Annotated in this window: 16 protein-coding genes; 9 read left to right on the top strand and 7 right to left on the bottom strand. The window is 38.1% G+C overall.

Features of this window, described 5'->3' with window-relative positions; genetic code table 11:
* The first annotated feature begins 62 nt into the window (after positions 1–62).
* Positions 63–518: a DUF3290 domain-containing protein gene (locus tag J5X96_RS07470; protein ID WP_209362749.1), complete on the top strand. Its 456-nt coding sequence runs from the start codon at positions 63–65 to the stop codon at positions 516–518.
* Complete coding sequence (locus tag J5X96_RS07465; protein WP_209362747.1) at positions 518–1,153, top strand: DUF421 domain-containing protein; 636 nt, start codon at positions 518–520, stop codon at positions 1,151–1,153. Before J5X96_RS07470 ends, J5X96_RS07465 begins: the two co-directional genes overlap by 1 nt.
* Positions 1,154–1,463: 310 nt before the next feature.
* Here J5X96_RS07465 and modC read toward each other — a convergent pair whose 3' ends face one another.
* The 3 genes from modC to modA form a co-directional block, all read right to left on the bottom strand.
* On the bottom strand, positions 1,464–2,525 hold the full coding sequence (gene modC, locus J5X96_RS07460; RefSeq protein ID WP_209362745.1) for a molybdenum ABC transporter ATP-binding protein ModC: 1,062 nt from the start codon (positions 2,523–2,525) through the stop codon (positions 1,464–1,466).
* The gene (gene modB / locus J5X96_RS07455; RefSeq protein ID WP_209362743.1) at positions 2,512–3,240 is read right to left on the bottom strand and encodes a molybdate ABC transporter permease subunit; all 729 of its coding nucleotides are present in this window, start codon (positions 3,238–3,240) and stop codon (positions 2,512–2,514) included. The genes modC and modB overlap by 14 nt, the downstream gene beginning before the upstream one ends.
* Before the next feature lie 67 nt (positions 3,241–3,307).
* Positions 3,308–4,072 carry a molybdate ABC transporter substrate-binding protein gene (gene modA, locus J5X96_RS07450; protein ID WP_109858755.1) on the bottom strand — a complete coding sequence of 255 codons (765 nt, stop codon included), beginning with the start codon at positions 4,070–4,072 and terminating at the stop codon, positions 3,308–3,310.
* Between the two features lie 205 nt (positions 4,073–4,277).
* Between modA and J5X96_RS07445 the strand changes: the two genes are divergently transcribed.
* From J5X96_RS07445 to J5X96_RS07420, 7 genes are all read left to right on the top strand, one after another.
* Positions 4,278–5,057, top strand: coding sequence for a TOBE domain-containing protein (locus J5X96_RS07445; RefSeq protein ID WP_209362741.1), 780 nt, complete (start codon positions 4,278–4,280; stop codon positions 5,055–5,057).
* Positions 5,058–5,749: 692 nt separating this feature from the next.
* A complete protein-coding gene (locus J5X96_RS07440) occupies positions 5,750–6,823 on the top strand; it encodes a Fic family protein (RefSeq protein ID WP_209362739.1) in 1,074 nt (357 codons plus the stop codon).
* 98 nt (positions 6,824–6,921) lie between these two features.
* Positions 6,922–7,056 (top strand): TIR domain-containing protein, encoded by a 135-nt coding sequence (locus J5X96_RS09790; RefSeq protein WP_245193458.1) that lies wholly within the window; start codon positions 6,922–6,924, stop codon positions 7,054–7,056.
* A gap of 9 nt (positions 7,057–7,065) precedes the next feature.
* Positions 7,066–7,527, top strand: coding sequence for a TIR domain-containing protein (locus J5X96_RS09855; protein ID WP_209364792.1), 462 nt, complete (start codon positions 7,066–7,068; stop codon positions 7,525–7,527).
* 39 nt (positions 7,528–7,566) lie between these two features.
* Positions 7,567–9,546 carry a TIR domain-containing protein gene (locus J5X96_RS07430; RefSeq protein WP_209362737.1) on the top strand — a complete coding sequence of 660 codons (1,980 nt, stop codon included), beginning with the start codon at positions 7,567–7,569 and terminating at the stop codon, positions 9,544–9,546.
* Between the two features lie 63 nt (positions 9,547–9,609).
* Positions 9,610–10,218 carry a TIR domain-containing protein gene (locus tag J5X96_RS07425; RefSeq protein ID WP_209362735.1) on the top strand — a complete coding sequence of 203 codons (609 nt, stop codon included), beginning with the start codon at positions 9,610–9,612 and terminating at the stop codon, positions 10,216–10,218.
* A gap of 21 nt (positions 10,219–10,239) precedes the next feature.
* Complete coding sequence (locus J5X96_RS07420; protein WP_209362733.1) at positions 10,240–11,112, top strand: toll/interleukin-1 receptor domain-containing protein; 873 nt, start codon at positions 10,240–10,242, stop codon at positions 11,110–11,112.
* Between the two features lie 309 nt (positions 11,113–11,421).
* Here J5X96_RS07420 and yfbR read toward each other — a convergent pair whose 3' ends face one another.
* The 4 genes from yfbR to nrdR are packed head-to-tail and all read right to left on the bottom strand — an operon-like array spanning position 11,422 to position 14,627.
* The gene (gene yfbR, locus J5X96_RS07415; protein ID WP_209362731.1) at positions 11,422–12,018 is read right to left on the bottom strand and encodes a 5'-deoxynucleotidase; all 597 of its coding nucleotides are present in this window, start codon (positions 12,016–12,018) and stop codon (positions 11,422–11,424) included.
* Positions 12,019–12,029: 11 nt separating this feature from the next.
* Complete coding sequence (gene degS / locus J5X96_RS07410) at positions 12,030–13,043, bottom strand: outer membrane-stress sensor serine endopeptidase DegS (protein ID WP_209362729.1); 1,014 nt, start codon at positions 13,041–13,043, stop codon at positions 12,030–12,032.
* Between the two features lie 7 nt (positions 13,044–13,050).
* On the bottom strand, positions 13,051–14,175 hold the full coding sequence (gene ribD, locus J5X96_RS07405) for a bifunctional diaminohydroxyphosphoribosylaminopyrimidine deaminase/5-amino-6-(5-phosphoribosylamino)uracil reductase RibD (protein ID WP_209362728.1): 1,125 nt from the start codon (positions 14,173–14,175) through the stop codon (positions 13,051–13,053).
* Positions 14,175–14,627 (bottom strand): transcriptional regulator NrdR, encoded by a 453-nt coding sequence (nrdR, locus tag J5X96_RS07400; RefSeq protein WP_006718479.1) that lies wholly within the window; start codon positions 14,625–14,627, stop codon positions 14,175–14,177. Before nrdR ends, ribD begins: the two co-directional genes overlap by 1 nt.
* Between the last annotated feature and the right edge of the window lie 101 nt (positions 14,628–14,728).

Below are 14,728 nucleotides of genomic sequence, written 5' to 3'. Positions count from 1 at the left end.
GTTCAAGAAGTTCAAGAAAATGGTGACTTAGTTCACCATTTATTTTTTTATTGGAATCATGTATGTCCTTTTTTTCTTATTTTTATTTCGAAAGTCAGATGCATTTTCAGGGATACCTGAAATATGTTGTCATCTTCATTGCGCTTTGCGCATTATTATTTGTCACCGTCTTATATTTACGTCATCAGTTAGAAACAAAATACCGCGATTTAAGCATCATTTTTTTACTTTTGATCATTTTCTTGTTTGGCGTGCAATATAGTCAATACGAGCAAAATCAAGTATATGCGAACGATACGTCACGCATGGTAACATTTTTAACTTCCGTGAAAGAATCACAACAGGTGACGGCAGAAGATATTCGGGTCAATAGCCGGAGCTTAAGTAATGGGATGATTTTGAATATTCAAGATAAATATTATGAGGTGCATTTCAATAATGATTTTACCGCCTACAATTTATTACCGATCCATTTGGTGAAACCAAATATTAACGTTATCGACAAGGAGGGGAATTAATGGAAGGTTATACCTTGTTAGGCATTAAGTTAGTCATGGGCATTATTGGTTTAGTGCTGCAAATCAACTTGATGGGAAAAGGCAATTTGGCGCCGACGTCCGCCATGGATCAAGTGCAAAATTATGTGTTAGGCGGTATTATCGGTGGTGTGATTTATAGTGATAGCATCGGCGTATTGCAATTTTCGTTAGTCTTGGTACTTTGGACGTTGCTTATTTTCACCTTGCGGTTTATTAAGAATCATAACCAATTTGTGAAGTCGATCATCGACGGTAAACCGGTTTCGGTGATTTTAAACGGCAAAGTGCAAACCGCAGAATGTATGCGCAATGGCATTTCCGCCAATGATCTAATGTTTAAGTTAAGAGCGGCCGGTGTGTACGAAATTGCCTCGGTAAAACGTGCTGTATTGGAGCAAAATGGTCAACTTTCCATTATTCAATATGGCGATGAAAATTTGCGTTATCCGCTTATTGTGGATGGGCAATTAGACTCCGATGTTTTAGACATTATCAACAAAGATGAAGACTGGGTGAAAGCGCAGTTGGAAGAACAGAAACTGGAACTGAATAAAGTCTATATCGGTGAATACCTAAACGGTAAGTTAATTACGCATTTGTATGAAAAGGCATAATAAAAATACCTCATAAAAAGACCGCACTTTATGCGTAAATGCTAAAGTGCGGTCTTTTTTTATTTATGGATTTAGTGCGTAGCGTGCAACTTGTTGCACGAATGATTAACCCCGATGCGTAATTCATGATTTCGTACGTAGCGTGCAACTTGTTGCACGAATGATTAATCTCGATGCGCAATTCATGTAGCGTGCATCTTGATGCACGACCAAACAAACCACGCACGGAACGTTATTTACCCTTTCGGGTATTCACGATTTCGTGCAACAAGTTGCACGCTACGATTTGCGGTCTTTTTTATCTGTGGATTTAGGCCGACATCACGGAAATCGCTTTAATTTGCGCATAAACCAGCTGTCCCACTTGTAACGCTAAATCATGGAAAGACCATTTACTGATACTTGCCCAAAGATGTTTTCCGCCAATATCCAATTTTAAATCTACTCGATTTTCCAGCTCTAAAATCTTAATAACCCGTCCATACAATGTGTTACGAATACTCGATTGTTCTACTTTATTCAAACTAATCGACACATCAGAACTATGAATGCAAATTCGTACTTTCTCATTGATCTGCGCCTCAACTTGATTAATCCAAATGTTCTGATCGCCAATCGAAAGTGCGGTCATTTTATAAGAGGGATTATGCATAAAAACAGGCAAAGAAAGCACCGCACTTTGTTCGTTTTCTTGCTTCCAAGGAAGAAACAGCGGACTTTCCCAAATACTTTCTAACACATCATAAGCTTCAACTTTGCCGTTAGTCAGCAATACAACCCGCTCGGCTAAACGCAACAATTCATCAAGACTGTGAGTGACATATAAAATCGGAATGTTAATTTCTTTTGATAGCCGTTCCAGATAATTCATCAGCTCACGTTTGCGCGGTAAGTCCAAGGCAGAAATGGGTTCATCCATTAATAAAATTTCCGGATCCGTCAATAATGCCCGACCGATGGCAACCCGTTGTTTTTCACCACCGGATAAGGTTATCGGATAGCGTTTTAACAAATGACCAATACCTAACAACTCAACAATATAGTTAAATTCATCTTTGCTGGTATTTTTCATGCCATAACGCAAATTACCATTCACCGTATAGTGAGGAAATAAGCGGGCATCCTGAAAAACATAACCTATATTGCGCTGATTGATCGGCACACAAACATTTTCTGCCGAATTGAACAATTCACGATCATTTAACGAAATCACGCCTTCATCCGGATTAATCAATCCGCTGACAAGATTAATGAGGGAAGATTTCCCCGAACCGGACAAACCGAAAAGTGCGGTAACACCTTGCGATGGAATATCTAAATGCGCTTCTAGGGGTAAAGTACCTAACTGTTTTTTTACATCAATGTGCAGCATCGCTTTGTCCTAATCTTTTTTGCATACGTTTTGCCAACCATTCCGATAACAATAAAGAAATCAGCGATAAAATCACGGCAAAAACACATAACCGAGCGGCTTGTTCTTCTGCACCCGGTGTTTGAATAAAGGAATACATTGCCAAGGGAATGGTTTGGGTTTCGCCGGCAATATTGGACACAAAGGTAATGGTGGCACCAAATTCCCCTAAAGAGCGGGCAAAACCAAGCACAATGCCGGCAAGAATGCCCGGTAAAGATAACGGTAAGGTAATGGTTAAAAAGACTCGCCACGCAGACGCGCCCAGTGTTCTGGCGGCCTGTTCCAATTTTAAATCAATACTTTCAAGGGAAAGGCGAATGGCACGCACAACCAAAGGAAATGCGACTACGGCAGAAGCTAACACCGCCCCTTTCCAGCTAAATCCAAAGGTCAATCCGAACCATTGATATAAATATTTACCGATAAAGCCATTGCGTCCCATGGCAACCAGTAAGAGATAACCAATCACGACCGGCGGCAACACCAAAGGCAAGTGAATAATCCCGCCCACAATGGATTTGCCATAAAAATCTTTTCGAGCCAAAAGCCAAGCCACCAAAACAGCAACAGGCAAACTCCATACCATCGCGCTGACGGAGACTTCCAAACTCAAGCGAATGGCATCGATTTCTAATGGGCTCAAACCTAATAACACCAGAAACTCTGTAAGCAAAATTCAATTCCCTATATAAACAAAGCGTAGCACAATGGCTACGCTTAATGAGTCAAAGTCGGTTTGCTTATTTTACAGAGAAACCGTAATCAGCAAATACTTTTTTCGCTTCAGGTGATTCTAAGTATTTCAAGAATGCTTGCGTTTCCGCATTGTTGTGATCTTTTAAAATCGCAACCGGATAATCTGCCGGTTTGTAAGAATCTTGTGGGAACACACCAATCGCTTTCACTTCTTTGCTCACTTTCGCATCAGTTGCGTACACAATACCTAAAGGTGCTTCACCACGTTCGACTAAGGCTAATGCCGCACGCACGTCTTTCGCACGAGCTAATTTGTCTTTGACTTGATCCCATAAGTTTAATTTGGTTAACGCTTCTTCCGCATATTGACCAGCAGGCACGTGCGCAGGGTCACCCACAGACAAATAAGTATCTTTTAATTGCTTAATCCATTCGCCTTTTGCGATATCAACGTTTTGTAATTTGCTGTCTTTTTGTGAGATTAAAACCAGTTCATTACCCACTAATAATTTTTCGGTTTCTTTAACGGTTAACCCTTTTTCGGAAAGATATTTCATCCATTTTGTGCTGGCGGAAATAAATAAATCTGCTGGCGCCCCTTCTTCAATTTGTTTTGCTAATGTTGAAGAGGAAGCAAAAGAAAATACCACGTCTTCTTTTGGATTTACTTTTTTGTAATCTGCCGCCACTTGTTTTAATGAATCGGTCATTGAAGCCGCTGCAAACACAGTCACTTTCGCCTGTGCAGAAAGAGAGAATGCTAAACAAGCCGCCGCTAAACCGGCAGCGATTTTTGAATATTTAAACATAGTAAAAACTCCGTTTTGGTTGGTTAACAAGTTATATATAGCACAAATTATACAACGAAAATAGAGAAATAAAAGGCGTATAACTCATTATTTAAAAAACAAAATATGCCCTAACCTTTCGGAGGTAGGGTTAAACATTCTTATTCTTTTAGAAATATAGTATGATGTGCCGCACACAATCGTCAGCGTAATTTTGAGGAACACGATGAACGGAACAGAAATTTTACTCACCATCAAACTGAAAGAAACCCTTTTCGCCGATCCTAAACGCATCCGTTTATTACAAGAAATTGAAAAATGCGGTTCTATCAATCAAGCGGCTAAAAATGCCAATGTCAGTTATAAAAGCGCTTGGGATCACCTTGAGGCGATGAATCAAATTAGCCCCAAACCATTACTAGAACGCAATATTGGTGGGCGAAATGGTGGCGGAACAGCATTAACCGTTTATGCACAGCGCTTATTGAAACTTTATGATTTGCTAGAACAAACCCAAGAAAAAGCCTTTGATATTCTGCATGATGAAAAAGTGCCGTTAAACAGTTTGCTCTCTGCCATGGCACGTTTTTCTTTACAAACCAGTGCAAGAAACCAATTTTTCGGCAAAGTACAAGCATTAAGATTTGAAGATATTCACTGCTTTGTGGATATTCTCTTAGAAGATTTTGACAAACCGCTGACTGTCTCTATCACCGAAAAAAGTGCGGTGCGTTTAAAACTTGAATCTGACAAAGAAGTAATGGTGATGTTTAAAGCGCCATGGGTCAAAATTACCGCCAATCCGCAAGAAAATTTGCCAAATCAATTTAAAGCGATAGTCACATCCATTATTGGTAAAGGTGAAGCCGGTGAAGCGATTTTAGTGTTAGAAGGCTCAAACATCGAGTTCTGTGCAACGCTCACCAAAGATCAGCATGTGGAAATCAATCAGTCCGTTTGGGCTTCCATTGATCCGGAACAAGTGATTATTGCGACACTTTATTAATGAGAGTCAGCAAAAAGTGATCTTCTATTCAAAAATTGGATGGATAAATCTTTAGTTAGATTCTAAATAGTTTACCCAGTTTTATTTCACTCACCCAGCTACTAGGATACAGCTCAAAGTGCGGTTAGATTAAAAAACGTTTTGAAAATTGACCGCACTTTCACCTCCAACACCTCTGTCATACTCTCTGCTAGTCAGCCAAAAGCCTACTTCTCATGCAGGTGAGTATATTTTTTTGAGGGAGGCAAACGTATGCTACTCATCCTTTCCCGAGGGCTTTTGGGAAACTTCACAAATAAACATACGGGCAAAGCTAGACAGTAATTCCATTTTCCATATCTAGTTAATCCTACATAATCCTATAAGTTAGAACGCCAGAATATCTATGGTACAATTGAGAAAATCGTCTTTCGTCATTAAAGGATTAAACAACATTGGCTTGCTGAAATCATGGAAGTCAATATCTGTTTAACCTTAGCAAAAGTTTTGTGACAAGCATTTGGATTATCGTATATTTTTTAACCTATCGTATTGTATAAGAAAATAACGCATTGTGCGTAGCTATCAACATGCACAAAAAAATAGAAAATTTGTGCGCATTGTACTAATATGCACAAAATATCAAAAATATTGTACGTATTATACAAACCTATATAAGAAAAGACACTTTTTGTGCGTGAAGGAAGTAATAAATGAACAACTATCATATTCCAGATTTATTTGCCTTAGGCGAAATAGAAAACAAAAGCGTATTGAAAGCTTGTAATGCTGCCCATCAAGCATTGGGAGAACTAAAAGGTGTGGTGCATACGATGCCGAATCAGAATATTCTGTTGGGGACATTGCCCTTACAAGAAGCGAAAGAAAGCTCAGAGATTGAAAATATCATCACCACCCAGGATGATTTATATCAGAGTAATGTCTCTACTCACCAATTTACTACGGTCGCAGCGAAAGAAGTTCACTATTATGCACAAGCTATGTCATTGGGTTTTGAGTCTGTCCGAGCTAATAAATTGATTACACTGAATCTAATTAAAGAGATTCAGGCTACATTAGAAGGAAACAATGCGGGCTTCAGAAAGCAGCAGGGAACAGGACTGGTAAATCAAGTAACAAAAGAAATCGTTTATATGCCTCCGCAATATCCTGACGATATTGAAAAATATATGTCTGATCTGGAACGGTTTATCAACGATTCAGCACTGCTTGATTACGATCCCTTGGTCAAAATGGCATTGATTCACCACCAATTTGAAAGCATTCATCCATTTTATGACGGAAACGGTCGGACAGGACGGATTTTGAATATCCTGTATCTGATTCAGCAGGATTTGCTAGACACGCCTATTCTGTATCTTTCCCGATATATCAACCGAAACAAAGCTAAATATTATCAATTACTACAAGATGTTCGTAACAGCGAAAACTGGGAAGCGTGGTTAGTATTTATGTTAAATGGCATCACAGAAACCGCCAAACGGACAGTGACCTTAATCAATGGAATTAAAGTATTAATGCAAAACCATAAACAGCTCATCCGTGACAACTTACCACAGATTTACAGCCATGAACTGATTAATAATCTGTATAAACACCCTTACACCAAAATTGATTTTGTCGTACGTGACTGCCAAATTCACCGTAATACAGCAAGAACCCGTTTAGAAGCATTAGTCAAAATCGGTATTTTAAGGAAGGAAAAAATCGGAAAAGAAAATTTTTATATTAATGTGGCGCTGTATGGGTTGTTGATGGCGCAATAAGGTTTTATGAAAATGTCTCTATATTTAATGATGTGATATACTTCTCACATTTCATATCAATGATGTGTATTTTATTTTGAAAAACCTAAGGAGAAAAAATGTATTACAATTCTGATATTCCGAAACATAAAGTATTTTTAAGTTTTCATCATCAAGATGACTATTATCGTCAACAATTTGAACGGCAATTTTCTAATGACTTTGATCCGGTATTTGTTAATCGTTCTGTTTAAGATGGCGATATTGATCCAAATTATAAAACGGATGCCATTCGCAGAGAGATTCGTGAAAACTACATTTCTGATTCCTCGGTAACCATAGTTCTTATTGGCCAGAATACATGGCAACGTAAGCATGTAGATTGGGAAATTGGATATAGTCTAATAACCTCAAGGCTAAATACTCGTTCTGGCCTAATCGGCATCCTGTTGCCAAGTTATTTTCCACACTACGACCCATATTTTTATCCTAACTGCGCACAAAGACCGACCGAAAATAATAGTTGTATTTATTATACACCGTGCAACATTCCACCAAGACTATATGGTAATGTTCAAAGTGGTTATGCCAAAATCTATTCTTATCCTACCTCTTACTGTGAATTGAGAAAATGGATTCATGAGGCCTTTCAAAGGAGAGGAAGTGGATTACATCATAATAGTCGCAACTATTTTGTCAATAATCGCAATGGCTCACATTGGTAGTTTAGGTATTTTGGAATTTTTATATAGGAATCATCTCTTATGTCCACACAAATTACACCCCCTTTAGCTGTTCATTTTATCTGGCATCCTGATGATAAAGGGAATATCTATTCTACAATGATGGAATTTCGTCGTTATCTTACACGGGATATTGATCGTCCATTTTCTAGAGAATTAAATATCCCAACATTTTTATACAGCTCACAAAAACCTAAAATCCCACCATCTTCTATTCCACAGAAACTTGCTACGAAAGATGTGATTTTTCTTTTTATTAGCAGTAATACTTTGATGAATTCAGATTGGGAATGCTATATAAATTCGTTACCAGAGCAAGATAATTATCATATTGTACCTGTAGCTATTGAACGAGAAGGATTAAACCAAACTTCATCAGGTCGTCTGAAGAATTTAAATTGCATTCGGGCATTTGATTGGCCTACTGAACTAAAAAAAGAATATGCAATCCTCTTTCTTTCTCATGAGCTATATCGATTTGGTTTAAAAGGTGTTACTGAGAATAGCCTTGGCATTGATTCTTCGATTCGCCTATTTTTAAGTCATGCTAAAAAAGGAGATACTGGCTTAAAACACGCAGAAGCGATTAAAAACTTTTTAGATAATTCCAATATGCAAAAATTTTTTGATGCAAATGAAATATCGTCTGGATTTAAATTTGATCAAGAAATTGAAAATCATATTAAAAACTCAACAATCATTGCGATTGAAAGTGATGCCTACTCTTCTCGATATTGGTGTCAAAGAGAAATTTTAAGTGCCAAAAGGGAACGACGCCCTATTATCCTTGTGAATAGCTTGGAGGAATACGAAGATAGAGTTTTCCCTGCGGCATCAAATATTCCTTGTGTGCATATAACTGCGGAGCCATTGGGAAAAAAAGATATTTTAAGGATTCTTATCGCAGCATTATTAGAAACAATACGTTTTGAACATGCACACAAACTGTTACGATATTATCAAGAGCAAGGCTGGATTGATAAATCTGCTGAGATTTTTGCGAGGCCGCCAGAAATTCAACAAATTGTTGATATTTTAGATAAAGAGCATAAAGATAATTTAGTTATTTGCTACCCTGAACCACCTTTATATAAAGAAGAAACAGAATGGACGGATCATTTTAACATTACTGTTTCTACTCCCTTATGGTCATCTAAACAAGAGAATGAAGCTAGTCCTAGCTTGCGTATTGGTCTATCTATTTCTGATTATCTTCCTGACGGTTATGAAACATACAACCAGGGCATTGATGAACTTAAGCGGTTTTCTCAATCTTTAGCGCGACATTTATTAGCTGGTGAGCACACTCTAATTTATGGTGGCGATTTACGGGATGAAGGTTTTACGAAGTTCATTCTCGATGAAGCAACAGTTTTAAGAGATAGGTTGCAGACAGATCAACTATTTGTAGAAAATCACCTAGCTTGGCCTCTATATACTAAAGAAGAAAATACAAAGTGGTATGCAAATTATAAAACTGTAGTAAAACCCGTAGAAGCTAATATACCGGATGATGTAGAAGGTTTGATTCAGAATAAAGATCATTTTCTTGAACCAAATTGTTCTGCAAATAAATATATTTGGTCTCGATGTCTTACCAAGATGAGAGAAAAATCTATTTATTCTTCGGATATAAGAGTTTTTGCTGGTGGAAAATTTGAAAACTACCTTGGAAAAATGCCTGGAGTTTTAGAAGAGTTCTTGATTGCTTATAAAGAGAAAAAAGTAATTTTCTTAGTTGGTGGTTTAGGGGGATTAACCGGTAAGTTATGTGATTCAATTAAGAATCGATGCTTGGCTGAAGAGTTTACGGAAGAATGGCAGACTTCTCATAATGCATTCTATAAAGAATTACAGGATATCGCGCGTTCTCATAATAATAATGCTAATTATGACAATATTAAATCTATCATTGAAAATATCTCAATCTCAGAGCTTGCAAAAAAAAGCAGGACTAACGGCCAAAGAATACGAGAGATTGATGCAGACACCTTTTGTTGATGAATGTGTTCATCTAATTCTAAAAGGGATTAAAAAACTTATCTAGCAAGGAGGGCAGTCTTAATGACCAAGCATAAAGTTTTTATTAGTTATCATCATGATAATGATCAATGGGCAAAAGAAAAATTATTAGAGCTTAATAGCAAATATGATATTTTTATTGATGGTTCTGTTGATATTGGGGATATTAATGATGATTTATCTGATGAAGAAATTAGAAAGAAAATTCGTGATGAATACTTACGTGATACTACCGTTACAATTTTATTGGTAGGAACAGAAACTAAAAATAGAAAACATATTGATTGGGAACTTTATTCCAGTATGTATGATGGTAAGGCAAATAAAAAGTCAGGTATCTTGGTAATACAGCTTCCTTCAATAAATCCCCAGTGTATCACAGCTGCTCATGGCAATAAGGAAAAGGATAACTTATACCCATTAATTACCAATTGGATTAGTATAGATTCTAGAGATGAGTATGAAAGACTATATCCTTATTTGCCAGAACGTATAATCGATAATTTACTAGCTAAAAATGTAAAAATATCTGTTACAAAATGGGAAGATTTAAATGTTGAAGATTTAAATTTGCTTATTGATCTAACTTATCGAGATAAAGAATCTTGTCAGTATGACATGAGTAGAAAAATGAGAAGAAATAATTCGTAGATTATTTATAGGAGATGATATATGAATTTGCTAACCTACATATTTAAAGGATCTTATGTTAATAGGCAAAAAGATAAATCTTTTATCAAAAAAGCTCTTTGTACATTTAACAACGACGAAATTACTGGATTTGGTGTCAAAGTAAATAATAACCCATGGGAATTTGAGGTGTTTATTTTTATTACAATAGATACAAATTACCTAAAAAGGGAAAAGTTTACTGAGTGGTTAAAACAGTTTGATGATAAATATTCTTTGCATAATATATTTCTTGGAGGGTTGTCTGAAGGTGGAAATATAGCAACATTTATTAATGAAGATACATTATTTTCATTTGACAAACTTTTTATTTTTCCCGAGAAAATATCTGAATTATTCATTAGAGACAAATCCCTTCCTACATATTTATTTGGAGAGCGTTCTGCTTTTGAGACTAAATACCCTCAGTATAAAAATGCCAGATATCAGATTCCAGCAATTTTTATTAGTCATTCATCATTAGATAAAGATAAGATAGCTTTACCAATTAGTGATTATTTATGTGCTAAAGAAATACCAATTTGGTTAGATCGTAATGAAATGACTTTAGATGATAATTTAAGTGAGGAATTAATATACAAGAAAATTTATGATGGTATTTCAATATGCAAGACAGGAATATTCATTGTTACATCAAATTTTATTGAGAAAAGCAAATGGACAAAAAGAGAGCTATCTACATGTAAAGAGCTTGGTAAAAATATTTCATTACTTATCTTTGATGAAAATAAAGAAAGAGTAGAAAAGTTAAAGAAAGATTATTCTTTAGATGATTCGTCTATTGTCTTAATGAATGGCATAGAAGGTAATTATGAGACTATAAGAAAGAAACTTTTAGAGGATAATTTCGTATAAAATTCTGTTTTTCTAATATCTAAAATTGACTTAATCATATTCCTTAAATCAATAAAACAGTATTGATTGGATGGTGTGGTTTATCCTCTAAGAAACTTCGATGAAACCAAACAATATCTCTCTATTGTGATAGTTCATCTGGATGGCAGGTTCTACTAAGAAAGAACTAATATTCATTGATTACACCACATTATCTTTATACGATAAAGACGCAGACAAGACCGTGGGAAAATTAGCTGGTTTCTTTAAGCAAAATCAGTAACTTAATAGAGTATCTTCCATAAGATGTTCTATTTTCTAAGAAAAAACTTACAACGTAATTTCATCAATGGATTTACCGAAACTCGGTACAAACACCTGCAAAAAATAATTCATTTCGGGGCTTTGCCATTGATCCATCAATTTTTCTAACCGCACTTTTGCTGATTTAAATTCCTGATTGCCGTTTTCCAGCTCAAATTTCACCTTAATATAAGCACAAATTAAATCCGCCTGTTTCACAATGTGCTTTTCTTCCTCAGCAAAACATTGAGTATCCAAGTAGGGTAAAAAATCGGCTTGTAATGCTTCCGGCAGTAAACTCATTAAATGCAACTCAGCCGCCGTTTCAATTTGTTTATAGGCATGCGTGATCTCCTCGTTAAAATACTTAATCGGGGTAGGTAAATCACCGGTGAAGATTTCTGATGTGTCGTGATACATCGCCATCACGGCAATACGATCTGCATTTAGTTGGGCACCGTAAAAACGGTTTTTAATCAGCGCCAACGCATGAGCAACAAAAGCCACCTGCAAGCTGTGTTCCGCTAAATTCTCTCGTTCAATATTGCGCATAAGCGACCAGCGCTGAATCAATCTTAAGCGATCCAAACAGGCAAAAAAATGACTGGTTTTAATTTGTTCCATGCCACAACCTATTAATTAAAGGTATATTCTTCGATAACCACAGGAATCTTATACTCTTGTCCCAAGCGGGAAATTTCAACCTGAACCTGTGTATTCGGACGCACATCAGCGATAAGTTTCATCATTTCTGCCGGTGAACGTGCCTCGACCTCATTGATTTTCAGAATAATATCGCCTGCCTGTAACCCGGCTTTTGCTGCTGGGCTATTCGGAATAATGCTGGTGATGAGCACACCTTGCGAAGATGCCCCTTGCCCGTTGCTAAATAAAATATCCGTTTGCACGCCGAAATAGCCACGAATGACACGTCCATCACGAATAATTTTTTTCATGACGTCATTGGCTAAATCAATAGGAATCGCAAAATTTAAGCCTTCCGCGATTTCATTGGCGGTTTTGCCGATACTCAATGTGCTGATACCCAATAGCTCACCGGCAGAATTAATTAACGCTCCGCCGGAATTACCTCGGTTAATGGAGGCATCAGTTTGGATAAAGTTTTGGCGCCCCAGCGCTTCACCGACCGCACTACGCCCTACCGCACTGACAATCCCTTGCGACACACTTTGCCCCAAATTGTATGGATTACCAATGGCTAACGCCACATCGCCCACATGCACAGGTCGATTAGGATTTTGTGGAATCGTGGATAAATTATCCGCTTTGATTTTTAACACGGCTAGATCCGTTAACGCATCCGAACCAATTAATGCCGCATCAAAAATATTGCCGTTTTGCAATGCCACCACAATTTGATCAGCATTTTGAATCACGTGCTTATTAGTCAGAATGTAGCCATCTTTCGACATGATCACGCCGGACCCCAAGTTATTCACTTGGAACTGAGAGGAAGAGGAAGTAAAGGCTTGATTATAAACATTCACCACGGCAGGCGAGGCAATACGCACAGCATCCCGATAGGAAGCAACATCATGTTGAGAGTCAGTGATTTTAGGCATGACATACAAAATCACGGCAGCGGAAGCCAAGCCGATAATCGCCGAATGAAAAAGTTTCTTTAACATCAGTTCCTCATTTTCTTATATAAATTAATTTGAGATCGTCGCCGATAGGCTCGCAAGATTGTAGTTGCCATAAAGGCGCATCGGCAAGTTGCGTTAAATTAGGCAAATGGCATAAATCTCTGGCTTGATCGCCTAGTAATTTTGGCGCCATGTAAATAATCAGTTCATCCACCAGATTTTCAGCAATTAATGCGCCCGCCAACGTCGCGCCCGCTTCCACCCAAAGGGTGTTAATTTGGCGCTTGCCTAACTCTGCCATCAATGCCTGCAAACGAGTTTCGCCTTGGTTTCTGTCTAATTTTAAGTAATCCGTAAAAGGCGGAAAATCTGTAAGTGAATAATCGTCTTCTCCCACCAACCAAACCGGTGATTCCGTTAAAAATACCTTAAAATCCGACCGCACTTTATGGCTAGAATCCAAAATCACCCGCACCGGTTGGCGTAATTTTTCTTGTGCATAGTCGGCTTTTACGTCAGGCGGTAATTCTTCCCAACGCACATTTAAGCTGGGATCATCCGCCAGCACGGTTTGTGAAGTCGATAAGATCGCAGAAGCCTTGGCGCGATATTGCTGTACATCCGCCCTTGCCTGCGCGCCGGTAATCCATTTGCTTTCGCCACTTGCCATGGCGGTTTTGCCGTCAATACTCATGGCCAGTTTTAACTGTACGAAAGGCTTGCCGGTACGCATGCGTTTTAAAAAGCCTTTATTCAGCTGTTCGGCATTTTCTTCCAATAATCCCACCGCACTTTCAATGCCTGCGTCGCTTAAAATCTGTAGCCCTTTGCCCGCCACTTGTGGGTTAGGATCGCACATCGCCGCAATCACTTTACTCACGCCGGCCTCAACCAAGCCTTTCGCACAAGGCGGTGTACGCCCAAAATGCGAACAAGGTTCTAAGGTGACATAAGCTGTTGCACCACGTGCCTTTTCCCCGGCTTCACGTAATGCCATCACTTCCGCATGCGGCTCACCGGCTTTCGCATGAAATCCTTTGCCAACCACCTTGCCATCTTTCACCAAAACACAGCCCACGGAAGGATTTGGCGTTGTAGTGAATTCGCCCTGTTTGGCTAAATCAAGCGCCAGTTGCATAAAAGCAACATCTTGCAGGCTAAATGGTTCGTTCATCAATGATCCTTTAAGTTTTCGATTTCTTGGCTAAATTCGTTGATGTTATCAAAACTCAAATAGACGGAGGCAAAACGGATATACGCCACTTTATCTAAATTCTTTAATTCTTCCATCACTAACGTGCCGACCAATTTACTTGGCACTTCGCGTTCACCGGTCGCGCGCAATTTATGAATAATGCGGCTAATGGCTTTTTCCACATCGTCAGCACTCACAGGGCGTTTTTCCAAGGCATGTTGAATACCACGACGTAATTTATCTTCATTAAACGGCTCTCGATTGCCGTTATTTTTAATCACTTTTGGCACAATCAATTCTGCCGTTTCAAAGGTCGTAAAACGTTCGTGACACTGACCGCACTCTCTACGGCGGCGCACCTGAAAACCGTCAGAAACCAAACGACTGTCGATCACTTTGGTTTCTTCTGTCGAACAAAAAGGACAACGCATACTTGTCTCCCATCATAAATAGCGAAAAAAACAACCGCACTTTGGCGTAAATAGCGCGGTTATTTTACAAATTATTTGCACAAAGTGCGGTATAAAAAACA

The sequence above is a fragment of the Aggregatibacter sp. 2125159857 genome (assembly GCF_017798005.1).
Lineage (GTDB): Bacteria > Pseudomonadota > Gammaproteobacteria > Enterobacterales > Pasteurellaceae > Aggregatibacter.
The sequence above is the reverse complement of the archived record's forward strand: the minus strand, read 5'-3'. Positions and strand labels throughout refer to the sequence as shown.